Annotated in this window: 21 protein-coding genes; 14 read left to right on the forward strand and 7 right to left on the reverse strand. The window is 63.6% G+C overall.

Features of this window, described 5'->3' with window-relative positions:
* Positions 1–71: 71 nt before the first annotated feature.
* The 5 genes from JG747_RS26140 to JG747_RS26160 all read left to right on the forward strand — a co-directional run bounded on the left by JG747_RS26140 (position 72) and on the right by JG747_RS26160 (position 5,905).
* Positions 72–1,235 (forward strand): isovaleryl-CoA dehydrogenase, encoded by a 1,164-nt coding sequence (locus JG747_RS26140; protein ID WP_019857175.1) that lies wholly within the window; start codon positions 72–74, stop codon positions 1,233–1,235.
* Between the two features lie 2 nt (positions 1,236–1,237).
* Entirely contained in the window at positions 1,238–2,845 is a 1,608-nt protein-coding gene (locus JG747_RS26145; RefSeq protein ID WP_202360342.1) for a carboxyl transferase domain-containing protein, read from the forward strand.
* 2 nt (positions 2,846–2,847) lie between these two features.
* A complete protein-coding gene (locus tag JG747_RS26150) occupies positions 2,848–3,378 on the forward strand; it encodes an O-acetyl-ADP-ribose deacetylase (RefSeq protein WP_069091759.1) in 531 nt (176 codons plus the stop codon).
* A 120-nt stretch (positions 3,379–3,498) separates the two neighbouring features.
* The gene (locus tag JG747_RS26155; protein WP_069091758.1) at positions 3,499–3,876 is read left to right on the forward strand and encodes a hypothetical protein; all 378 of its coding nucleotides are present in this window, start codon (positions 3,499–3,501) and stop codon (positions 3,874–3,876) included.
* Positions 3,877–3,922: 46 nt separating this feature from the next.
* On the forward strand, positions 3,923–5,905 hold the full coding sequence (locus JG747_RS26160; protein ID WP_202360343.1) for an acetyl/propionyl/methylcrotonyl-CoA carboxylase subunit alpha: 1,983 nt from the start codon (positions 3,923–3,925) through the stop codon (positions 5,903–5,905).
* Positions 5,906–5,987: 82 nt separating this feature from the next.
* Here JG747_RS26160 and JG747_RS26165 read toward each other — a convergent pair whose 3' ends face one another.
* Both JG747_RS26165 and JG747_RS26170 read right to left on the reverse strand, forming a co-directional pair.
* The gene (locus JG747_RS26165; protein WP_027046653.1) at positions 5,988–7,109 is read right to left on the reverse strand and encodes a branched-chain amino acid ABC transporter substrate-binding protein; all 1,122 of its coding nucleotides are present in this window, start codon (positions 7,107–7,109) and stop codon (positions 5,988–5,990) included.
* A gap of 425 nt (positions 7,110–7,534) precedes the next feature.
* On the reverse strand, positions 7,535–7,801 hold the full coding sequence (locus tag JG747_RS26170) for a sel1 repeat family protein (RefSeq protein ID WP_010915070.1): 267 nt from the start codon (positions 7,799–7,801) through the stop codon (positions 7,535–7,537).
* A 438-nt stretch (positions 7,802–8,239) separates the two neighbouring features.
* Here JG747_RS26170 and JG747_RS26175 point away from each other — a divergent pair, with 438 nt between their 5' ends.
* The 5 genes from JG747_RS26175 (at position 8,240) to JG747_RS26195 (ending at position 11,921) form a co-directional block, all read left to right on the forward strand.
* A complete protein-coding gene (locus JG747_RS26175) occupies positions 8,240–8,581 on the forward strand; it encodes a DUF2147 domain-containing protein (protein WP_019857170.1) in 342 nt (113 codons plus the stop codon).
* Between the two features lie 225 nt (positions 8,582–8,806).
* Positions 8,807–8,962 carry a hypothetical protein gene (locus tag JG747_RS26180; protein WP_167470439.1) on the forward strand — a complete coding sequence of 52 codons (156 nt, stop codon included), beginning with the start codon at positions 8,807–8,809 and terminating at the stop codon, positions 8,960–8,962.
* 41 nt (positions 8,963–9,003) lie between these two features.
* Positions 9,004–9,198 carry a hypothetical protein gene (locus JG747_RS26185; protein WP_019857168.1) on the forward strand — a complete coding sequence of 65 codons (195 nt, stop codon included), beginning with the start codon at positions 9,004–9,006 and terminating at the stop codon, positions 9,196–9,198.
* Between the two features lie 116 nt (positions 9,199–9,314).
* Positions 9,315–10,778 (forward strand): AMP nucleosidase, encoded by a 1,464-nt coding sequence (locus tag JG747_RS26190; RefSeq protein WP_236952097.1) that lies wholly within the window; start codon positions 9,315–9,317, stop codon positions 10,776–10,778.
* A 66-nt stretch (positions 10,779–10,844) separates the two neighbouring features.
* Positions 10,845–11,921: an endonuclease/exonuclease/phosphatase family protein gene (locus tag JG747_RS26195; RefSeq protein ID WP_244748226.1), complete on the forward strand. Its 1,077-nt coding sequence runs from the start codon at positions 10,845–10,847 to the stop codon at positions 11,919–11,921.
* 141 nt (positions 11,922–12,062) lie between these two features.
* Here the strand turns inward: JG747_RS26195 and JG747_RS26200 are convergent, their stop codons facing one another.
* The 3 genes from JG747_RS26200 to JG747_RS26210 all read right to left on the reverse strand — a co-directional run bounded on the left by JG747_RS26200 (position 12,063) and on the right by JG747_RS26210 (position 14,686).
* Complete coding sequence (locus JG747_RS26200; RefSeq protein ID WP_064985041.1) at positions 12,063–12,659, reverse strand: DUF922 domain-containing Zn-dependent protease; 597 nt, start codon at positions 12,657–12,659, stop codon at positions 12,063–12,065.
* 137 nt (positions 12,660–12,796) lie between these two features.
* Entirely contained in the window at positions 12,797–14,476 is a 1,680-nt protein-coding gene (locus JG747_RS26205) for an electron transfer flavoprotein-ubiquinone oxidoreductase (RefSeq protein ID WP_064985042.1), read from the reverse strand.
* 63 nt (positions 14,477–14,539) lie between these two features.
* Entirely contained in the window at positions 14,540–14,686 is a 147-nt protein-coding gene (locus JG747_RS26210; protein WP_155249083.1) for a hypothetical protein, read from the reverse strand.
* Between the two features lie 10 nt (positions 14,687–14,696).
* Here JG747_RS26210 and JG747_RS26215 point away from each other — a divergent pair, with 10 nt between their 5' ends.
* Genes JG747_RS26215 through JG747_RS26225 form a run of 3 tightly spaced genes read left to right on the forward strand, consistent with a single transcriptional unit; the run spans position 14,697 to position 17,138 of the window.
* Positions 14,697–15,341, forward strand: coding sequence for a hypothetical protein (locus JG747_RS26215; protein ID WP_019857162.1), 645 nt, complete (start codon positions 14,697–14,699; stop codon positions 15,339–15,341).
* A gap of 51 nt (positions 15,342–15,392) precedes the next feature.
* Positions 15,393–16,268, forward strand: coding sequence for a uracil-DNA glycosylase (locus JG747_RS26220; RefSeq protein WP_038645612.1), 876 nt, complete (start codon positions 15,393–15,395; stop codon positions 16,266–16,268).
* A gap of 57 nt (positions 16,269–16,325) precedes the next feature.
* The gene (locus JG747_RS26225; RefSeq protein ID WP_019857160.1) at positions 16,326–17,138 is read left to right on the forward strand and encodes a helix-turn-helix domain-containing protein; all 813 of its coding nucleotides are present in this window, start codon (positions 16,326–16,328) and stop codon (positions 17,136–17,138) included.
* Between the two features lie 84 nt (positions 17,139–17,222).
* On the opposite strand, the gene JG747_RS26230 is transcribed toward JG747_RS26225, so the two are convergent.
* Together JG747_RS26230 and JG747_RS26235 are read right to left on the reverse strand one after the other, a co-directional pair.
* Positions 17,223–18,266: an EamA family transporter gene (locus JG747_RS26230; protein ID WP_019857159.1), complete on the reverse strand. Its 1,044-nt coding sequence runs from the start codon at positions 18,264–18,266 to the stop codon at positions 17,223–17,225.
* On the reverse strand, positions 18,179–20,485 hold the full coding sequence (locus JG747_RS26235) for a xanthine dehydrogenase family protein molybdopterin-binding subunit (protein ID WP_202360344.1): 2,307 nt from the start codon (positions 20,483–20,485) through the stop codon (positions 18,179–18,181). The genes JG747_RS26230 and JG747_RS26235 overlap by 88 nt, the downstream gene beginning before the upstream one ends.
* A 152-nt stretch (positions 20,486–20,637) precedes the next feature.
* Here JG747_RS26235 and pepN point away from each other — a divergent pair, with 152 nt between their 5' ends.
* Positions 20,638–23,283, forward strand: a complete 2,646-nt coding sequence (gene pepN, locus JG747_RS26240; protein ID WP_202360345.1) for an aminopeptidase N — start codon at positions 20,638–20,640, stop codon at positions 23,281–23,283.
* Positions 23,284–23,328 lie beyond the last annotated feature (45 nt).

A 23,328-nucleotide genomic window follows, 5' to 3' on the forward strand; every position in this document is an offset into this window, starting at 1 on the left:
ACTTGAATTTGCGCATGATCCTTTCCGAAAATCGAAGTCGATTTTCGGGGTCATGCGGGAGGAGGAACGGCATGTACACGAACACGCTCAGCTTCGGGCATGACGAGGATATCGAGGCGCTGCGCGACCTGGTACGCCGTTTTGCCCAGGACAGGATAGCGCCGATCGCCGGCGATATCGACCGCCAGAACGAATTTCCGGCGCATCTGTGGCGCGAGCTCGGCGACCTCGGCCTGCTCGGCATCACCGCCGATCCCGATTTCGGCGGCAGCGGCATGGGGTATCTCGCCCATGTGATTGCGGTGGAAGAAATCTCCCGCGCCTCGGCTTCGGTCGGTCTTTCCTACGGCGCCCATTCCAACCTCTGCGTCAACCAGATCAACCGCTGGGCGACGCCGGTGCAGAAGGAAAAATTCCTGCCGCCGCTGTGTTCGGGCGAGCGCGTCGGCGCGCTGGCGATGTCTGAATCCGGCGCCGGCTCCGATGTCGTCTCGCTCAAGCTGCGCGCCGAAAAGCGCAATGACCGCTATGTGCTCAACGGTACCAAGATGTGGATCACCAACGGCCCGGACGCCGACACGCTGGTCGTCTATGCCAAGACCGATCCTGAGCGGAAATCGCGCGGCATCACCGCCTTCATCGTCGAAAAGGCTTTTGCCGGGTTTTCCGTGGCGCAGAAACTCGACAAGCTCGGCATGCGCGGCTCCAATACCGGGGAGTTGGTGTTCGAGAATGTCGAGGTGCCATTCGACAATGTGCTGCATGAGGAAGGACGCGGCGTCGAGGTGCTGATGTCGGGCCTCGACTATGAACGCACCGTGCTTGCCGGCGGCCCGATCGGCCTGATGGCAGCCTGTCTCGACGTGGCGATCCCCTATGTGCACGAACGCAAGCAGTTCGGCCAACCGATCGGCGAGTTCCAGCTGGTGCAAGGCAAGCTCGCCGACATGTACACGGTGATGAACGCCGCGCGCGCTTACGTCTATGCCGTCGCGGCGGCCTGCGATCGCGGCCAGACCACCCGGAAGGATGCCGCCGGCTGCGTTTTGTTCGCGGCCGAAAAGGCGACGCAGATGGCGCTCGACGCCATCCAGCTGCTGGGCGGCAACGGCTATATCAACGACTATCCGACCGGCCGGCTGCTGCGCGACGCCAAACTCTACGAGATCGGCGCCGGCACCAGCGAAATCCGGCGCTGGCTGATCGGTCGCGAGATCATGGCGGAGGGGGTGTGAGCATGGCCGTCCTGCAAACCCAGATCTCCCCTTCCTCCGACAGCTTCCGCGCCAATGCCGAACGCATGCGCGCGCTGGTCGCCGACATCGCCGACAAGGCCGCGATCGTCGAGCGCGGCGGCTCCGAAGAGGCGCGCGAGCGCCATATTTCACGCGGCAAGCTGCTGCCGCGCGAGCGCCTGGCACAATTGCTCGACACCGGTTCGCCTTTCCTCGAGATCGGCCAGTTCGCAGCGTGGTCAATGTATGGCGAGGAGATTTCCTCGGCCGGCATGATCGCCGGCGTCGGCCGGGTCGAGGGCGCCGAGGTGATGGTCGTCGTCAACGATGCCACGGTGAAGGGCGGCACCTACTATCCGCTGACGGTGAAAAAGCACCTTCGCGCGCAGGAGATCGCGCTGCAGAACAATCTGCCCTGCATCTATCTGGTCGACAGCGGCGGCGCCAATCTGCCCAACCAGGACGAGGTCTTTCCCGACCGCGAGCATTTCGGCCGCATCTTCTACAACCAGGCCAACATGTCGGCTGCCGGCATCCCGCAGATCGCCTGCGTCATGGGGTCCTGTACCGCAGGCGGCGCCTATGTGCCGGCGATGTCGGACGAGACGATCATGGTGCGCAACCAGGCGACCATTTTTCTCGGCGGCCCGCCGCTGGTGAAGGCGGCCACCGGCGAGGATGTCAGCGCCGAGGATCTGGGGGGCGCGGATGTGCATACGCGGCTTTCCGGCGTTGCCGATCATTATGCGATGGACGACGAACATGCGCTCGCCATCTGCCGGCGCATCGTCAAAAACCTGAATCGGAACAAGACCGTAAGCCTGAACTTACAGAGATCGATTCCACCGCTTCATCCGGCGGATGAACTCTACGGCGTCGTGCCGACCGATCTGCGCCAGCCCTATGACGTGCGCGAGGTGATCGCGCGTCTTGTCGACGGCTCCGAGTTCGACGAGTTCAAGCAGAACTACGGCACGACGCTGATCACCGGTTTTGCCCATCTCCACGGCATGCCGGTCGGCATCATCGCCAACAATGGCGTGCTGTTTTCCGAAAGCGCGCTGAAGGGCGCGCATTTCATCGAGTTGTGCTGCCAGCGTGGGATCCCGCTGGTCTTTCTGCAGAACATCACCGGCTTCATGGTCGGCCGAAAATACGAGGCCGGCGGCATCGCCAAGGACGGCGCCAAGCTGGTGATGGCGGTCGCCACCGCCAGGGTGCCGAAGGTGACCGTCATCATCGGCGGTTCGTTCGGCGCCGGCAATTACGGCATGTGCGGCCGCGCCTATTCCCCGCGCTTCCTGTGGATGTGGCCGAACGCCCGCATCTCGGTGATGGGCGGCGAACAGGCGGCAACCGTGCTTGCCATGGTCAAGCGCGAAGGCATCGAGCGCAAGGGCGGCGAGTGGAGCGCCGAGGAGGAGGCGAAATTCAAGAAGCCGATCCTGATGAAGTACGAGCATGAGGGCCATCCGCTCTACTCGTCCGCCCGCCTCTGGGACGACGGCATCATCGATCCAGCGAAGACGCGCGAGGTGCTCGCACTCAGCCTTTCGGCGTCGCTCAACGCCGAGGTCGAGGACACGCGCTTCGGCGTGTTCAGGATGTGACGATGAGCAAGGCGCTGGACAGGATCCGCATCCACACCGGCGACATCACGAAGCTGGATGTCGACGCCATCGTCAATGCCGCCAACACCGCGCTTCTCGGCGGCGGCGGGGTCGATGGCGCCATCCACCGCGCGGCGGGTCGTGAGCTCGAGTTCGAATGCCGGATGCTGAACGGATGCAAGGTAGGCGACGCCAAGATCACCAAGGGTTACAAGCTGCCGGCTCGACATATCATCCACACCGTCGGGCCGGTCTGGCAGGGCGGCGGCAGGAGCGAAGCCGAACTGCTGGCCTCCTGCTATCGCAGGTCGCTGGAACTCGCGGCCGCCAATGATTGCCGAACGGTGGCGTTTCCGGCGATCTCGACCGGTGTTTACCACTACCCGAAAGATGAGGCGGCCGAGATCGCTGTCGGCACGGTCACCATGGTCATGGAAGAGAAAACCGTGCCTGAATCTGTCATCTTCTGCTGCTTCGACGAGCACATGGCGGAACTATACTGGCAAGCCGTTGCTGCGCTCCGGAAGGGTTGAACTGTATGGACCAACCGATTCACCAACACATGCAAGCTCGAACCCCCGACAACGAACTGGCGGCGAGGAAAAATATTCGTTACTGCTTGTCCCGCGCAATGCAACGGGGACAGGGTGGAAATGGAACTGAAATATTGCCGGGGGATGGCTGCCTCGATACTTGCAAGTTTGCTCATATTCGCAACACATGGCGCCGGTTCGGCGGAATCGCTGGCGGGCAAGATGGGCGACAAGCGGTTTTCCCCGACCTTGTCACTCGATCCGAAGGAAGCCTGCTACAAATCCTACCTCGCCTATATCGCGGCCAGCGGCCATTCGGTCTACGCCACGACGTTCTATTCGCGCGTCGTCGATCTCCACATTTTCTGCAGCGTGAAGCTGAACGCACCATCGCAGAAGGCCGCGGAGGAAACGGCGTTGCGCGCCTGTCAGAGCGGCTTCGCCAAATGGAAGGTCAAGACCGCAAGCGGCGGCTGCGCGATCGCTGCGTCGAAGTAAGCCGGCGGCCAGGCTGGTGCCGCCCGAGGCAAACCCGGGAGGCTCCATGTTCGCCAAAATCCTGATCGCCAATCGGGGCGAGATTGCTTGCCGTGTCATCCGCACGACCCGCAAGATGGGGGTGCACACCGTCGCCGTCTATTCGGACGCCGACGCGAAATCCCTGCATGTCGAGATGGCCGACGAGGCCGTTCACATCGGCCCCTCGCCTGTCGGTGAGAGTTACTTGCGCGGGGACCGGATTGTCGCGGCTGCGCTTTCGACGGGGGCGCAGGCCATCCATCCCGGCTACGGCTTCCTGTCGGAAAATCCTGATTTCGTCGACCAGGTGGTGGCGGCGGGGCTCACCTTCATCGGTCCGTCGGCGGCCTCGATCCGCGCCATGGGGCTGAAGGATGCCGCCAAGCGGCTGATGGAGAAAGCCGGCGTTCCCGTCGTTCCGGGCTATCATGGCGAAGCGCAGGAGATCGTGCTGCTTGCCTCCAAGGCACGCGAGATCGGCTATCCCGTGCTGATCAAGGCGCGCGCCGGCGGCGGCGGCAAGGGCATGCGGCGCGTCGAGCATCCCGATGATTTCTCCGAGGCGCTATCCAGCGCCCGGCGCGAGGCAAAGGCTGCTTTCGGCGACGACCGCGTTCTGGTCGAAAAATATGTCGACAAGCCGCGGCACATCGAAGTGCAGGTGTTCGGCGATAATTTCGGCAATGCGGTGCATCTTTACGAACGCGACTGCTCGGCGCAACGCCGCCACCAGAAGGTGATAGAGGAAGCCCCCGCCCCCGGCATGACGCCGGCGCTGCGCAAGGCGATGACGGAAGCGGCGGTGAAGGCAGCCAAGGCGATCGGCTACTCAGGCGCCGGCACCATCGAGTTCATCGTCGACGCCTCGCACGGGCTGAAGGCCGACCGCTTCTGGTTCATGGAGATGAACACTCGCCTGCAGGTCGAGCATCCCGTCACCGAAATGGTCACCGGCATCGATCTGGTCGAGTGGCAGTTGCGGGTTGCCAGCGGCGAAAAGCTGCCGAAGACGCAGAGCGAGATCGCGCCGACCGGCCATGCCCTGGAGGCGCGCATCTATGCCGAGGATGCGGCAAAGGGGTTCCTGCCCGCAACGGGTACGCTGCATCATCTGAAGTTCCCTGACGCGGCCCCCGAAGGCGCCACAATGCGCGTCGAGACCGGCGTGCGGGCCGGCGATGCCATCTCCCCCTACTATGATCCGATGATCGCCAAGCTGGTGGTTCATGCCAAGGACAGGCAAGCCGCGCTGGAAGCGCTCGGCGCGGCGCTGTCGCGGACCGAAATCGCCGGTTCCACGGTCAACACCGGTTTCCTTGCCGCCCTTGCCGCCGATCCCGACTTTTGTGCTGGCGACGTCGACACCGGCCTGATCGGCAGGCATCAGGCGGCACTGACCGGGGTCGCGCCGCCGACCGGCGAAATCGTCTCGGCAGCAGCGCTCGCGGCCTCCGGTGCGGAAGCCTTGCCGCCATCGAACGACCCATGGTCGTCGCTTTCCGGCTATGCGCATTTCCACGGCGTGGCGCGGCGCACGCGGCTGAAGTTCGGCGAGACCGATATACTGGCAAAGGTTTCGGTGCGGCCGGACGGGCGCTTCCAGGTGGCGCTCGATGCGCCCTATGACAGCACCAATTCGCATGATTTCCGCGCCACTCCCCGCCTCGCCCGCTGGCCTGGCCACATCACGGTGTTCGAAGGCGCCGTCGGCTACACATTCGCGGTATCGGACCCCTTGGCACGCAGCGATGACGCGGCTGCCGCCTCCGGCAGCTTGCGCGCGCCGATGCCCGGGCTGGTCAAGCTGGTGCGCGTGGCGAAAGGCGACGCGGTGATCAAGGGACAAGCGTTGCTGATCCTCGAGGCGATGAAGATGGAGCACACCATCGCCGCCCCGCATGACGGAGTGGTTGCCGAGATCGCCGTGGAAGGAGCGCAGGTCACCGACGGGACGGTGCTGGTGCGGTTCGTCGAGGAACAGAGCGCGCCGACCGCTACTGCAGGCTGACAAGCGGAGCGCTTCGCGGACCGCAAACAAAATGGCCGGGGCGAACCCCGGCCATTTCCTTGGATTATCTCATTACCCGAGATTACTGCGCGATCGGCGCGTACTTGCCGTCATGCCACTGGTTGATGTCGTAGCTGGCGTTCTTGAGGTCGCCCTTTTCGTCGAAGGTGACGTCGCCGACAACGGTGCTGATCGGCGTGCCGTTCTTCAACGCTTCGGCAACCTTGGCCGGATCGTCGCTGCCGGCGCGCTTGATGCCTTCGGCGAACGCCTGGACCACGGCGTAGGAGAACAGCGTGAAGCCTTCCGGCACGAAGCCGCCGGCCTTGATCTTCTCGACGGCGGCCTTGGCTTCCGGCTTTGCCTGCGGGTCCGACGGGAAGACGAACATGGTGCCTTCGCCGGCCGGGCCGGCAACCTGCCAGAATTCCGGCGAGGCGATGGAGTCCGGCATGATCAGCTGGAACTTCAGGTTCTGTTCGGCCGACTGGCGCAGGATCAGGCCGGCTTCAGGATGATAGCCGCCGAAATAGACGACGTCGGCCTTGAGATCCTTCAGCTTGGTGACAAGCGCCGAATAGTCCTTCTCGCCGGGATTGATGGCGTCATAATAGACTTCCTTGAGGCCGCCAGTGTTCATGGTCGCCCTGACGGCATCGGCCACGCCCTGACCGTAAGCGCTCTTGTCGTGCAGGATGACGACGTTCTTGCCGGCATATTTCTTGGCGATCCACGGGCCGATGAAGGCGCCCTGTGCATCGTCACGCGTATAGAGGCGCATGATGGTCGGCCAGCCGGCCTTGGCGGCCGCGTCGGTCAGCACCGGGTTCGAGGAAGCCGGGCTCATCATCAGCGCGCCGGCCTCGGCATAGACGGCCGAGGCCGGAATGCTCGAGCCCGAGCAGGCATGGCCGTCGATGAACTTGACGCCGTTGGCGACGATGCGGTTGGCGACCGACACGGCCTGCTTGGGATCGCACTGGTCGTCCTCGATATCGAGCTTGATCATCGAGCCGTTGACGCCGCCCGCGGCGTTGATGGCATCGGCGGCGGCCTGTGCGCCCTGTTTGAACTGATCGCCGATGGTGGCGAGCTGTCCGGTCATCGGGCCGACCACCGAGACGGTGATGTCGTCGGCGAATGCGACGGGCGCACTCATCATCAGGCCGAAAATGGCCGCGCTCAAAATACTCATTTTTTTCATGGCAATAGAACTCCTCCACTCACGCGCGGCCCCCGGCCGCGCTTCTTCCAGAGAGGCGGGACAATTTCATCCTTCATTGGGCCTGTCTAGGCGCATTGGCGCCACTCGATTGGGCCTGCGAGCCCTCATCCACGCAAAAAGCCACGCCAGCCTTGTTCCGGCTGGTCGTGGCTTTTTTTGCCTATCGGGCGGTTTCCCAGCGCCCCCGCGCCGCGAACCCCAACGTAGCCTTCCCTGTCTTCCCTGCCATGATCCGAAGAACGGATACTTTTCGGGGTCATGGTCCGTCGCACGGCTTGGCCGATCCTGCATGCCGCATTCTTGTTGTTGATGGCCCGTGGCCTGGCTGTCTGCGCAGCCTTATCCCTGTTTTGGCCCGACCGTCTTGGAGCGGTCTTGGCCGGAGCGTCCCCGTCTGCCGAAACTCAGTGCATGGTCATCCATTCGCGGGCTTCGCGCAGCGCCTTGGCGATCTCGACCTTCGACATGGCGGCCGACAGTTCCGAGCGCAGTTCCGCGGCGCGGGCCGAGCCCTTTATGGCGGCGATGTTGAACCATTTGTGGGCGGCAACGACGTCGGTTTCGCAATCGCGGCCGGTCGCATACATCATGCCCAGTTCGAAAAGAATGTCGGCCTGGGCAGTTGCCCCCATGGCGCCGAAACCTGCTTCAAGCATTTCAAAACGTGCCATTTTAGTCCCCTGTCTGGCTCCCGAGAGCTGCCTCCGTTCGTCTTGTCCGGGCCGCTCTTTCGATGCTTCCGAGGATGCCGATCAGGCTTGAATCCGTCGTTAAATGGCGTGCTTAATTTGAAGAAAACAAAGCTAAAACAAGAGGTAAACGCGGAAATTCGTTAAGGATACGAAGTCAGCAATTCAGCCGATTTTCGTCAAATTCGACGAAAATTTTTCGAGCCTGGATCAACACTCCGCTAACCACGGGAAACAAACAGCACGTGCCGGTCGTTTTCATTTCCTCGCCGACGGAGCCAATTCAGGCGGCTTCAAAATCCCAAAGTCTTCCGTTGCGGCACCGCTTTTGTTTTGCCGGGAGCTGGATTAGCTTACGTTTGCGTAAGCGGCAGACCGGCGAGGCGGAGAATTCGGCCGGCTATCCAAAGGGAGCAAAACATGTTTCGAAAAGTGAGCCTGGCTCTTGCAGCCACATTGATCATCGCGGGTGCGGCGTGGGCCGATCCGATCGAGGGCAATTGGAAAACGCAAGCCGGCGATACCGCGGCCATTTCAGGCAGCGGCTCGTTTTCCATCACGCTCAAATCGGGCAAATATGCCGGCAAGACGATCGGCTCGCTCAAGGCGGCGGGCGACAACAAATATGCCGGCAGCATCACCGACCCTGCAAACGACAAGACCTATTCGGGCAAGGCGACATTGTCGGGCACCGCTCTCAAGATGAGCGGCTGCGTGCTTGGCGGACTGATCTGCAAGAGCCAGACCTGGCACAAGCTCTGATCGATCTATCCTTGCGACATCCATAACGGGGCCCGACGGGCCCCGTTTTCGTTTCACCGGCACGTCAAGCCCTGGGGCTCTTGCCCCCGCTGCCGGTGGCCGGCCGGCCGGCGACGACCCGCCCAGATCCCGTCAATCAATTTGAACCGCAGATGAACGCCGGCATCAGAGCCGGTTCAGAGGCGTTGGGGCATTCTCCGGCGTGTTGAAGGAGACACGACCCCAATGCTTGCTCGCCGCTTCACCATCGTCTGCCTGCTGATGAGCCTGTTTGGAATGTTCTTCGCCATCCTCGTCGCCGAAGCGGGCCGTTCTCCCCGCTCCTGGGACGAAGTCACCAGAATGTGCCGCCTCGCCTGCCCGACCAACCTTCGTCACTGAAACAAAGAAACCCGGACCTCGAAAAGAAAAGCTCAGACATCATGACCCGCATCGCCGCCAACACTCTCAAGACCCTTCGGCTCCTGCCGCGGGCGGCGCTCATCCTGGTGCTCCTGGCCGCGCCGGTCCTGGCGGTGCCGATGATGCGCGCGGATGCCGGCTCGACGATCGAGGCGCCGGCCCTGAGGAAGTCCGGCGTGGGTTTCGTTCTGCTGGTCAGCCTGCAGCGGGGATAAAGAAAAATGGCGCTTTGGGCGCCTTCGGCAGCGACACCCCTCCCAACCGCTCGTCCGAGTCTCTATATTGAGCCATGGAAAAGCGAATCTACCCTCAAGCCATCGAATCTGTCGTCATGCCGGAGCCTTTTGGCCGGCAAAGCTTCGACAGCGCCGAAAAAGCCGTTGCCGCACTGCAGTTGCTTTACGACCGCAACACCAAGTTCCTGCGCGACGCCTTCTCGGCCCTGGCGGCCGCCGGCGGCGACAGCAGCAAGCGCTACCGCGCCTTCTATCCCGAGATCGGCGTCACCACGAGTTCGTTCACGCAGGTCGACTCGCGCCAGGCCTACGGCCATATGCCGACACCCGGCCATTTCGCCACCACGATCACACAGCCGCACCTGTTCGAGAGCTATCTGGTCGAACAGCTGCGCCTGATCATGCGCAACCACGGTGTCTCGGTCACGGTTTCGGAATCGACCACGCCAATTCCGCTGCATTTCGCCTTCCTGGAGGGAACTTACGTCGACGGAGCCGCCGCGGAGCGCATCAAGCGGCCGATCCGCGACCTGTTCGACGTGCCGGATCTCGACGGCACCGACGACCAGATCGCCAACGGCACGTTCGAGGTGGCCTTCGGCGAACCAAGGCCGTTGGCACCGTTCACGGCGCAGCGCATCGACTATTCGCTGCACCGCATGACGCATTATACGGCCACCAGCCCGCAGCATTTCCAGAACTTCGTGCTGTTCACCAACTACCAGTTCTACATCGACGAATTCGTCGCCCGCGCCCGCGACCTGATGGAGAAGGGCGGCGGCGGTTACGCGGAATTCGTCGAGCCTGGCAATGTCGTGACCAGGGCCGGGCAGAGTTCGCCCAGCGAAGGCGTTGGGCCGCAGCGCCTGCCGCAGATGCCGGCCTATCACCTGAAAAAGCCGAACCACGGCGGCATCACCATGGTCAATATCGGCGTCGGCCCTTCCAATGCCAAGACGATCACCGACCACGTCGCAGTGCTGAGGCCGCATGCCTGGGTGATGCTTGGCCACTGCGCCGGGCTGCGCAACACCCAGGCGCTCGGCGACTATGTGCTGGCGCATGCCTATGTGCGCGAGGATCACGTGCTGGACGACGACCTTCCGGTTTGGGTGCCGATCCCGCCGCTGGCGGAAATCCAGGTTGCGCTGCAGGAGGCGGTCGCCGAAGTCACCGGGCTGTCCGGCTACGACCTGAAGCGCATCATGCGCACCGGCACGGTCGCCACCATCGACAACCGCAACTGGGAACTGCGCGACCAGCGCGGACCGGTGCAGCGCCTGTCGCAGTCGCGCGCCATCGCGCTCGACATGGAATCGGCGACGATCGCCGCCAATGGCTTCCGCTTCCGTGTCCCCTATGGCACGCTTCTGTGCGTTTCCGACAAGCCACTGCATGGCGAATTGAAGCTGCCTGGCATGGCGACCGAGTTCTACAAGCGCCAGGTGGCGCAGCACCTTACCATCGGCATCAGGGCGATGGAGAAGCTGGCCGAGATGCCGATGGAGCGGCTGCATTCGCGCAAGCTCCGGAGCTTTTCGGAGACAGCGTTCCAATAGGCGGCCGCAGCGCCTGGGCGAGGCATTTCGTCGTCTTGCCCGGCCCGCAATTTGGCCGATAAGCAGATGGAACGGATCGTCAGGCGGCATTCGGCAGACACGACCTCGATGATGACAGGCGCGCGCTTGAAAATGATGGCTGGGTTGGCATTCCTGGCGATGACGGCGCTATCGGCCGCGCTGTTGGCCGGATTCTTCTGCACGCTGCATCCGGCTTTCGATTCCTTCTCGCATTTCCGCATTCACTTCAGCGTGCTCATGGCGCTTCTGGCACTGCCGCTGCTTGCCAGCTCGTTTCGGCTGCAAGCGGCAGCGGGGCTGCTGTTTGCCATCGCCTGCCTGGCCACGACGGCAAGCGCCCTGCCGAGGCTCTGGCCGCAACCGGCGGTTGCCAAGCCCACCGATCAGGCCGTCTACAGCCTGCTGCAGATGAACTTGCGCTTCAACAACCCGACACCGAAGAAAGTGCTCTCCCTGATCGGCCGCACCAACCCGGACGTAATCACCCTCGATGAGGTGTCGGAGATGTGGACGACCGAGCTTGGCACCATCGCCAGCGCCTATCCTTACCGTATCCTGTGCCCCTACCCGAACGGCATGTTCGGGGTGGCGTTGCTGTCGCGCCGGCCGTTCGTGGCCGGCACGACACCGCGCTGCGAGCCGCGCGGAGCGATGGCAACCGCCACCATCGACTTCGGCGGGATCGACGTTGATGTCGCCGCGATCCATTTGAGCTGGCCGTGGCCGAAGGAGCAATACTGGCAGATCGGCGAACTGGCGCAGACATTGGCCGGGTTGGGCGAGACCGCGATCATGGCCGGCGATTGCAACGCCGTGCCGTGGAGTGCTGCGGTGCGGCGGGTCGCGGCTCTCGGCGGGCTGACAGTGATGCCTTCCGCCGGCCCGACCTGGATCCACCGGACACTGCCCGACATCCTGCGCCGTTATGCGGGCCTGCCGATCGACCAGGTGTTCAGCAAGGGCGGGTTGACGCTCCTGTCTTCCAAGCGGCTGGAGGACACCGGCTCCGACCATCTGCCGGTGCTGGTCGAGTTCACGCTAAGGCCAGACGACAAGCAGCCTGAGAATGACCACGCCACCGCGCTCGCGGCGAGCGACTTTTCGGTGAAGCCGCAAAGCTGACACGCCAATCGAGCGGGCTGGCGGCAAGGACCCGCGATGGCGAGGGGTCTAGTCCTTGTTCTAACGCAATTCCCAAGGGAAATCGCTACGGCGCTTTTTCCCGGGAAAACCGTTTTACACTTTTCCTGGAATTGCCCTGGTTCAAGGTTTTCCGGTCAAGGCAGCGATCAGATGCTCGACATGGCCGCCATCGCTGTGTTCGCGCCGATCGAAGGCGTTTTGTTTGGCCTCATATTCGGCATAGATCGCCTGGATGCGCAGCCGCGCCTCGCGGCGCGTCTTGTAGCAGGACGGGTCGTTGACGACTTGCAGGCCGGTTATCGACCTTTCCGTAGCGCGCATCATCTCCCTGGCGATGCGCCCATGTGTTTCCTCATGGGCGCGAACACCTGCGAAAAACTTGTTCCAGCGCCTCTTCAGCGCCGACGTCGCGGGTGAGGCAAGGCGCGGGAAGGTGTAGGAAAGATTCAGCGTGCCATTGACCCCTCGCATCCGACAGAAGCCGTTGCCCTGGCCGGCGTCGAGGTCCCAGTCGACGGTATAGGAAGTTGTGGCGATGGCATGCGTCATGAAGCCGTGCCGGGGGCCTTTTCTGTCCATCGCGTCGACGAGGGCGGTGCCCGAGCTTCCGGTGACGTCGTAGGTCCGCGTCTGGACCACTGCCCTGGTGCCGGCCGAGGCCTGTGGCGCAAACAGCGCTCCGATGGCGACGAGGCATGTCAGAACTGTCCGGCGCATCGGCCTTCTCCCTATCTCCAGAGAAGGAACCATAGACCGGTGGCCGTTTCAACGTTTCTGCTGGCCTGCATGCCCTCGCGGCCAGCCCTACCTGCATTTTCTTGCCGCCGAGGCCGAAACCGCCCTGCCGCGCGAGATCACATGCCCTGGTAGACCGGCCCCTCGCCGCCCTGCGGCGGCACCCAGTTGATGTTCTGGTTCGGGTCCTTGATATCGCAAGTCTTGCAGTGGACGCAGTTCTGCGCGTTGATGACGAAGCGGACGTCCTTTGCCGCCGGATCGGCGGCGGCGTTGCCGTCCTTGTCGACCCATTCATAGACGCCGGCCGGGCAATAGCGTGTCGAAGGCCCGGCGAAGACATCGTGCTCGGACCGCTTCTGCAGATCCATGTCGCCGACCAGCAGATGGACCGGCTCGTTCTCTTCGTGATTGGTGTTGGACAGGAACACCGAGGACAGGCGGTCGAAGGTCAGCACGCCGTCGGGCTTCGGATAGGCGATCTTCTTGTGCTGGGCAGCGGGCTCGAGCGTGGCATAGTCGGCCTTGCCGTGCTTCAGCGTGCCGAAGGGCGAGATGCCGAACAGCGTATTCAGCCACATGTCGAGGCCGCCAAGACCGACGCCGACGATGGTGCCGAAGCGCGACCACAGCGGCTTGACGTTGCGAACCTTCTTCAAATCCTTGCCGATATCGGTCGCGCGCCAGGCTTGCTCGTAGGAAGTGAGTTCATCATTGGCGCGGCCGGCGCCGATCGCCTCGGCGACATGATCGGCAGCCAGCATGCCCGACAGCACGGCATTGTGGGAGCCCTTGATGCGCGGCACGTTGACGAAGCCTGCGGCGCAACCCATCAGCGCGCCGCCTGGGAAGGACAGTTTCGGCACCGACTGCCAGCCGCCCTCTGTGATGGCGCGTGCGCCATAGCCGAGTCGCTTGGCGCCCTCGAACGTGCCTGATATCGCCGGATGGGTCTTGAAACGCTGGAATTCCTCGAAGGGCGACAGATACGGGTTCTTGTAGTTGAGGTGGAGGACGAAGCCGACCGCCACCTGGTTGTCCTCGAGATGGTAGAGGAAGGAGCCGCCGCCGGTCTTCATGTCGAGCGGCCAGCCGAAGGAATGCTGGACCAGGCCCGGCCGGTGGTTCTCCGGCTTGACCTGCCAGAGTTCCTTGAGACCGATGCCGTATTTGCCTGGCTCGCGGCCATCGGAGAGTTTGTATTTGGCGATCAACTGCTTGGCGAGCGAGCCGCGCGCGCCTTCGCCGATCAGCACATATTTGCCCATCAGCGCCATGCCCGGCGCGAAGCCCGGCCCATGCGTGCCGTCCTTCTCGACGCCCATGTCGCCGGTGACGACGCCGGTGACGGCGCCCTCCTCATTGTAGAGCAGGCCGGCGGCGGCAAAGCCCGGATAGATCTCGACGCCGAGCGCCTCGGCCTTGCCGGCCAGCCAGCGGCAGACATTGCCGAGCGAGACGATGTAGTTGCCGTGATTGTTCATCAGCGGCGGCATCAATATGTTGGGCAGGCGGAATGAGCCAGCCGGGCCGAGCACCAGGAAATGATCCGCCGTGACGGGCGTCTTGAACGGGTGACCTTCCTCCTCGCGCCAACCGGGCAGCAGCCGGTCGATGCCGATCGGATCGACCACGGCGCCGGAGAGGATATGGGCGCCGACCTCGCCGCCCTTTTCCAGCACGACGACGGAAAGCTCGGGATTGACCTGCTTGAGGCGGATGGCCGCGGCAAGGCCGGCCGGACCGGCACCGACGATGACCACGTCGAATTCCATGCTTTCGCGTTCGATATCGCTCATCAACCCCTCCGCACTGGCTTGCCGCTGTTGCGTATCTTGCTGGCTCCTGCGCTGCATAGCGCATCAATTGGCGACAGGAAACCGGCGCAGACGTGACAATGCGGATTTGGCCAAAAAGTCGCGCATCTTGCGGCGGGGCAGGCATTTGCGCCCGGTAAGACCGGCCACGCCTGCGTTTTTTAATTGTTCGGCGGCTTGCTTATCGGCCATACTTCCCGCCATGCGCTTTCCTGGGCCAGCGGGCTTTTCTTCGACGCGCTTTCTTTTCCCGCCCGGCCGGGCCTGCCGGGCGATTCTTCTGGCCCTTCTGACGTCGGCACCGGGGCACGCCACAACGAACGAGGTGAAGGTCTGGGCGACAGGCGCCTACTCCTTCTCCGACGAGCTTGGCGGCTTCCGCATCACCGGAGCCTCCGGCATCGGAACCAAGGACGATCCGCTGGTCATCACCGAAGAGCTGAATTCGGCAACACCGGTGACGCTGACCATCCGCACGACCAAGCCGATCCAGACATTCGGCAAGGCGGGCGAATTCGCCAATGGCATCATGTATATGCGCATCAACGTGCTCAACAACAGCGGCCAGGCCTGGATCGAATTCCAGTTCGAACTTCAGGAGATATTGGATCAGCCGAGCGTGTTTGGAGACGGGTTTTCCTTCGACCAACGCAACAAGACGCCCGACAATATCTGGTCGAGCAATTTCGCCGATTTCGACCGGGAGTTCGAGCCCTATGACCGGCTGCTGTTCAAGAACGGCAAGGTCGACCCGCTGAGGACCGTCAGCTTCGAGTTCCTGATGACCGATTACACGCCGCGATGGACCTTCTATCTGGTGCAGGATCCGCGCATCCCGACGGGATAGGGTAAGCCGCCGGTCTTGCAAATTGCAGTCGTGCGGATGAATGTGCGCGCCATGACTGCCGCGTCCCCCAATAGCCCGACCGATATTGCCGACATCCTGGCCTTCTATGCCAGCGCCGGCGTCGACGAGGCGCTGGAAGACGCCCCGGTGAATCGCTTCGCCGAGGCGGCGCCGAGATCTGTCGAGCGCGCACCGGCGCCGGTGGCGCCACCTCACGAGGAGAAGGCGGCGGAGCGGCCAGCGGCACCGCCCGGACTGGATGCAAGCAACGTACCGGATGCGCCGCCGGCGCGTTCATCGGTCGCCGCGGTGCCAGACGAGGCTCAGGCGGCGCTTGCGCGCCAGTTGGCGACAACCGCAACGACCCTGGACGAGTTGCGCCAGCACATGGCTGCCTTCGACGGCTGCAATCTCAAGGCCACCGCCAAGAACCTGGTGTTCGCCGACGGCAACCCGGACGCCGCGGTGATGCTGGTGGGCGAAGCGCCGGGCCGCGACGAGGACATTGAGGGCTTGCCCTTCGTCGGCCGCTCGGGCCGGCTGCTTGACCGCATGCTGGCCGCGATCGGGCTCGACCGCACTTCGGTCTACATTGCCAACGTCATCCCGTGGCGGCCGCCGGGCAACCGCACGCCGACGCCGCACGAGACTGAGATCTGCCGGCCGTTCATCGAGCGGCAGATCGAGCTGGTCAATCCCAAGGTGCTGGTCAATCTCGGCGGCCCGTCGGCCAAGACCTTGCTCAACACCTCGGAAGGCATTTTGCGGCTGCGTGGCAACTGGCGTGTCCACACCACCGCCTCCGGCATCGCCATTCCGGCCATGCCGACGCTGCATCCGGCCTATCTCCTGCGCACACCGGCGCACAAGAAGCTGGCATGGCGGGATTTTCTCGAGGTGAAGGCGAAGCTGCGGGCACTCTCGTAGATCGCCATAACCTCGCTGGTAATTGAAATGCCGCCCCCGTCAGCCTAACCATTTCACATGACATCAGCCCAAACCTCCGCCGGCAGTCTGATCCGCGAATGGCGCACGCGGCGCCGCATGAGCCAGCTCGACCTCGCCACGGAGGCCGAGATTTCGCAGCGGCATCTCTCCTTCGTCGAGAGCGGGCGCGCCGCGCCCTCGCGCGACATGGTGCTGCATCTGGCGGAGCAGCTTTCGATCCCGCTGAGGCAGCGCAACCAGCTGCTGCTGGCCGCCGGCTTCGCGCCGAGCTTCAGCGAACGGCCGCTCAGCGACACGACGCTGGCGCCGGCGATGGCAGCGGTCGAGATCGTGCTCAAGGGACACGAGCCCTTCCCTGCGCTGGCCGTGGACCGGCACTGGAACCTGGTCTCGGCGAATGCCGCGATCGCTCCCTTCCTTGCCGATGTCAGCGAGGCTTCGCTGCTGACGCCGCCGGTCAACGTACTTCGCCTTTCCCTGCATCCCGGCGGCATCGCACCGCGCATCGTCAATCTCGCGGAATGGCGCACGCATCTGCTTGAGCGTCTCAAACACCAGAATGATGCCAGCGGCGACCCGGTGCTGGTCGAATTGGAGCGCGAGCTGCGCAGCTATCCGTCCGGGCTGAAGGGCAGCAGGCCGACACCCGTCGAGCCGAATGCCATCGTGCATCCGCTCAGGCTCGCCCATGGCGATCAGGTGCTGTCGTTCATCAGCACCATCACCGTTTTCGGCACCCCGATCGACGTGACCTTGTCGGAACTGGCGATCGAGTCTTTCTTCCCGGCCGACGAGCAGACTCGTGCGGTGCTTGTGCGGCTGGCGAAGGAGCGGAGCGAACGGTCGTAACTGAGGAGACCGGCCCTTCGCTCCGGGCGTTCGTCGTTCGGAAAGCCAAGCAATTGGCTTTCCGTCCGCTACGCGGACCTCTCCTCACCCCTGCGGCAGCGTCACCTTGCGCGTTCGCGTGCGCTCCAGGCCCAGTTGCCGCTCGCGCCAGATGATGAAGATGCCGGCGGCCACCACGATCGCACCGCCAATCAGCGTGTTGAGCGAGGTCACATCGCCGAAAATGAAATAGCCGACGACAACGCCGAGGATCATCGAGGTGTATTCGAACGGCGCCACCACCGAGGCCTCGGCGTGGCGATAGGCCGACGTCATCAGGATCTGGCCGAGGCCGCCGCAGAAGCCGGCCATGACGAGCAGCGCGGCTTGCGTCGGCGTCAGAGCTTGCCAGCCGAAAGGCAGTGTCAGCAGCGAGAGCACGCTGGCCGTCGACGAGAACCACAGGACGATGGTCGCCGTCTTCTCCGTCTGCACGAGATTGCGCACGAGCAGCATGGCGACCGCCGAGATCGCCGCGGCCACCAGCGCAGCCATGACGCCCAGGACCTCCTGGTCGTCGAGCCCTTCATCCGAGTTGAGCAGCGTCAGCTCCGGCCAGGAAATGATGAGCACGCCGACAAGACCAACGGCGACCGCGCTCCACCGATAGACGTGGATCGACTCGCCAAGGAAGACCGAGGAGAACACCACGACCAACAGCGGCTGCGCATAGTTCAGGGTGATCGCCTCCGGCAACGGCAGCCTGGTGAGCGCGAAGAAGCCCAGCCCCATGGCGCCGACGCCGACGACGCCGCGCGCGACATGGTTGAAGGGACGTTTGGTGACGAATGCCGTCGGCAGCTGTCCCTTCAATGCCAGGAAGGCAATGATCGGGAAGATGGCGAAGAAGGAGCGGAAGAAGACGATCTGCCCCGCCGGCACGTCACCGGCCGCCTTGATGCAGGTTTGCATGCCGACAAAGACCGCGACGGACACGATCTTCAGCGCGATGCCCCTCAGCGTGCCGTGGCCTCCCGTCGTTCCTGGTTCCGCCCCTGATGTCACGTCGGCGATGCGCCCCTGATCGCGGCCCAGATGCGCGCCGGCGTCGCGGGCATCTCGATATGCCTGATGCCATAGGCGCGCCACAGCGCATCGGTGACGGCATTGAGCGCCGCCGGTGTCGAGCCGATCGTGCCGGCCTCGCCCGCGCCCTTGATGCCCAGTGCATTGGTGGTCGAAGGCACGTTGCGGGTCTCGAAATGGAAGAACGGGAAATTGTCGGCGCGCGGCATGGCATAGTCCATGAAGCTCGCCGTCAAGAGCTGCCCATCCTCGCCATGGATGGTGTTCTCGGTCAACGCCTGGCCGATGCCTTGCACCACGCCGCCATGCACCTGGCCGGCGAGCAGGATCGGATTAACGGTGACGCCGAAATCGTCGACGATGGTGTAGCTGACGATCTCGGTCGCGCCGGTGTCGGGATCGATCTCGACCTCGCAGATATGGGTGCCGTTCGGATAGGTGCACTCGTCCTGCACGAACTCGCCGAACCCCTTAAGGTCATCCGGCGTCTTCGCGGCCTTGGCGATGCTCGAGAAATCGATGCTCCGGTCGGTGCCGACGATGCGGGCAACGCCATCGGACAATTCGATATCGCCGGCCGAGGCCTCAAGCTCGTCGGCGGCGATGCGCTTGATCTTGTTGGCCAGATCCTCGCCGGCGCGGGAAGCCGAGACACCCCCCAGCGGAATGGAGCGCGAGCCGCCTGTGCCGCCGCCCGCCTTTAATTCGTCGGTGTCGCCCTGGCGGACATGGATCTTGTCGATATCGAGATTGAGTTTTTCCGACAGGAACTGCGCATAGGCGGTGGCATGCCCCTGGCCGTTGGTCTGGGTGCCGATCTTCAGCGTCACCGTGCCGTCGCCATTGAGCTCGACAAAGGCCGGCTCCGAGCCCGGAAAGGCGCAGGCCTCGATATAGGTGGCCATGCCGATGCCGCGGATCTTGCCGCCGGCTTTGGACTGTTCCAGCCGCTGCGGAAACGCCTTCCACTGCGACCGTTCGATGGCGCGGTCCATATGGCCTTCGAATTCGCCATTGTCGTAGAGACGGCCCGTCTGCGTGCGATAGGGAAACTGCTCGGGCCGGATGAAGTTGCGGCGGCGGATCTCTTCGACAGGCAGGCCGAGATCATGAGCGCAGGCGTCAACCAGTTTTTCCAACAGGAACGCCGCCTCGGGACGCCCGGCGCCGCGATAGGCGTCGACCGGGCAGGTGTTGGTGTAGAGGCCGGTCACCGAGACATCGAGCGCCCTGATATCATAGACGCCGGTCGACATGGTGACGCCGATATAGGGAATGAAAGGGCCATATTGCGAGATGTAGGCGCCGATATTGGCAAGCAGCTCGACCCTCATGCCGAGGAAGCGGCCGTCCTTGTCGAGCGCCATTTCGGCCGTCACCGCATTGTCGCGGCCTTGGGCGTCGGTGAGGAAGTGCTCGGTGCGGTCGCCAGCCCACTTCACCGGGCGGCCAAGCCGCTTCGCCGCCTCTAGCACCAGCGGATATTCGCGGTAGACGAAGCTCTTCGGCCCGAAACCGCCGCCGACATCGGGCGTGATGACGCGCAGTTGGTCCTTCTTGATCTTGAACACGCTGGCCAGGATGTACTGCATGGAATGCACGCCCTGCGACCCGGTGGTCAGCACAAAGCGGTTTTCCCCGACATTCCATTCGCCGATCGCCGAGCGCGGCTCCATGTAGTTGCAGACCAGCCGATTGTTGACGAATTCGATGCGCGTGACGTGAGCGGCCCCGGCGAAGGCCGCGTCCGTCTTCCTCTTGTCGCCGATATGATAGGTGAAGGCGCGGTTGGAGCCGAGTTCCGGCCAGACCAGCGGCGTGCCCTCCGCAAGCGCCGTCGCAGTGCCGGAGGCGGCGTCCTCGCCGTCATAATCGACCTCGATCAGTTCGGCGGCATCCTGCGCCAAGGCACGGCTGTCGGCGACCACAAAGGCAACCGCATCGCCGACATAGTTGACGCGGTCCCGGCACAGGATCGGAATGTCGCGCGTCGGCGCTTTGGTGCCGTCCGGCTGTGCCTGCATGACGCCGGACTTGAGATCGCGCAGATGGGTGACATCCCCACCGGTCAGCACGAGATGGACGCCGGGTGCCGCCTTCGCCGCGTCGATCGAGCCGATGGTGAAGCTTGCCTTGGCGATCGGCGAGCGCAGGACATAGCCGTGCAGCACGCCGTCCGGCTTGATATCGTCGGTGTAGCGGCCTTGGCCCTGGATGAAGGCGGTATCCTCGCGCCGCAGCACGGAAGCGCCCATGCCGAATTTCGGTGTGACGACGGTCATGGCTGCCTCGCGGGGATGTGGAGAACGAATGCCTGAAATAGGCATCGGCCGAGTTTTGTCGAGGGACCATTTCGTGTAAAGAGCGCGGACTTCAAATTTCTTGGACCAGTGGGAACTCCGCGTCCAACGCAATCGACAGGAAAAACAACGGAATGCGCACGGACACCGGCCAGGTCTTCAAGCTCGAAGACTATCGCCCCAACGATTATCTCATTCCGCAGACCAACCTCACCTTCCGCCTTTCGCCCGAGGCCACGATCGTCACCGCGACACTGACGGTCGAACGCCGCGACGGCGTAGCCGCGGCGGCGCCATTGGTGCTCGACGGCGATGGGCTGACGCTCAAGCGCCTCGAGATCAACGGCAAGAAGGCAAAACCGGCGGACCTGCTGGTGACACCTGATCAGCTCACCATTCTCAAGCCGCCGGGCGCGCGGCGCTTCCAACTGCTGATCGAGACCGAGCTAGCCCCGGCGGGTAACGAGGCCCTGATGGGTCTCTACCGCTCGAACAACGTCTATTGCACGCAATGCGAGGCCGAGGGCTTCCGCCGCATCACCTATTTCCTCGATCGCCCCGACATCCTGTCCGCCTACACCGTGCGGATCGAGGCGCTCCGTGACGAGGCGCCGCTGCTCCTGTCCAATGGCAATCCGGGAGACAAGGGCGATATCGGCGACGGTTGGCATTATGCCGTCTGGCATGACCCCTTCCCCAAGCCATCCTACCTGTTCGCGCTGGTGGCCGGCAATCTTGGCCAGGTCGCCGACAGTTTCGTCACAATGTCGGGCCGCGAGGTCGAACTCGGCATCTATGTCGAGCGCGGCAAGGAGAAGCTGGCCGGCTATGCCATGGACGCGCTGAAGCGGTCGATGCGATGGGACGAGGAGGCGTTTGGCCGCGAATACGACCTCGATGTCTTCAACATCGTTGCGGTGTCCGACTTCAACATGGGCGCGATGGAGAACAAGGGCCTCAACATCTTCAACGACAAATATGTGCTGGCCGACGAGGAGACCGCGACGGACGCCGATTTCGCCAATATCGAGGCGATCATCGCGCATGAGTATTTCCACAATTGGACAGGCAACAGAATCACTTGCCGCGACTGGTTCCAGCTTTGCCTGAAGGAAGGCCTGACGGTGTTCCGCGACCATGAATTCTCCGCCGACCAGCGCTCGCGCGCGGTTAAGCGCATCGCCGAGGTGCGCACGCTGCGCGCCCACCAGTTTCCCGAGGACCAGGGTCCGCTGGCGCATCCGGTGCGGCCGCGCCGCTACCGTGAGATCAACAATTTCTACACGGCGACGGTCTACGAAAAGGGCTCCGAAGTGGTGCGCATGATCCGCACCATCCTGGGAGCAGATGCGTTTCGCGCCGGCATGGACCTGTATTTCGAGCGGCATGACGGCGAAGCGGCGACCATCGAGGATTTCATCAAAGTGTTCGAGGATGCATCCGGCCGCGACCTGTCGCAGTTCGCGCTCTGGTACCATCAGGCTGGCACGCCCAATCTGACGGTCAGTTCGACGCACAATCAGGCCGCGCAGGAATTCACGCTCGAAATCGAGCAGTCGGTGCCGCCGACACCCTCCGAAAGCCGTAAGCGGCTGATGCATATTCCTCTCGCCTTCGGGCTGATTGGCGCCGGCGGCAAGCCTGTCGCGTTTAGCGGCGTCGAGGGCGCCAGCGTCGAGGACGGCGTCATCCATCTACGCAAGCGCCGCCATATGGTGCGTTTCTCGGGCGTTGCTGAACGTCCGGCGGTGTCCCTCAACCGCGGCTTTTCGGCGCCGGTGACGCTGTCGGTCGAGCAGAAGGCCGACGACCAGTTCTTCCTTGCCCGCCATGACAGCGATGCCTTTTCGCGCTGGCAAGCCTTCAACACGCTGCTCACCGATGCGCTGATCGTTGCCTTCCGCGAGTTCCTTGGCGGCAAGCATCCGGTCTTCGCGACACGACTGACGGAGCTCGCCGGCAGCATCGCCGGCGATGAGACGCTGGAGCCTGCTTACCGGGCGCTTGCGCTGGCACTGCCGGGCGATGCCGACATCGCCCGCGACATCGGCAAGAACATCGACCCCGATGCCATTCATGCAGCCCGGCAGACCCTTGCGCTGGCGATCGCTACGGCCAATGGCGAGGCATTTTCCGAACTCTACCACAGCCTTGCCGACAAGGCCCCCTTCAGCCCGGACGCGGCGAGCGCGGGACGACGCGCCCTGCGCAACACTTTGCTGGACTATCTCTCGCTGCTGCCGGGCGGAGCGGCATTGGCGGCCGGGCATTTCCAGTCGGCGACCAACATGACCGACCGCGCGGCCGCCCTTGCCGTGCTCGCGCATCGCCATCACGCCTCGCCGGAGGCAAACAAGGCGCTGGCGGCTTTCGAAAAGACCTATGCATCCGATCCGCTGGTCATGGACAAATGGTTCCAGATCCAGGCCAGCGTGCCGGGGCCGCAGGCTGTGGACACGGTCCGGGCTCTAACCGCCCATCCGGCCTTCTCGATGGCCAATCCGAACCGGGTGCGTTCGCTGATCGGCACATTCTCCAGCGCCAACCAGACCGGCTTCCACCGCGCCGACGGCGAAGGCTACCGATTCTTCGCGCAAACGGTGCTCGAGGTCGAGAAGCGCAATCCGCAAGTGGCGGCAAGGCTGGCGACGGCACTGCGGTCGTGGCGTTCGCTCGAGCCGGGCCGGCAGGCCAAGGCAAGGGAGGCGCTGCTTTCGATCGCCAATGCCGAAAACCTGTCGGCGGACCTGCGCGATATTGTCGAGCGCACGCTGGCCTAGGCGCCCTTGCCTTCTCCCGTGTGGGAGAAGGCCCAGCCGCCGCAC

Source organism: Mesorhizobium sp. 131-3-5 (assembly GCF_016756575.1).
GTDB classification, from domain to species: Bacteria; Pseudomonadota; Alphaproteobacteria; order Rhizobiales; family Rhizobiaceae; genus Mesorhizobium; species Mesorhizobium jarvisii.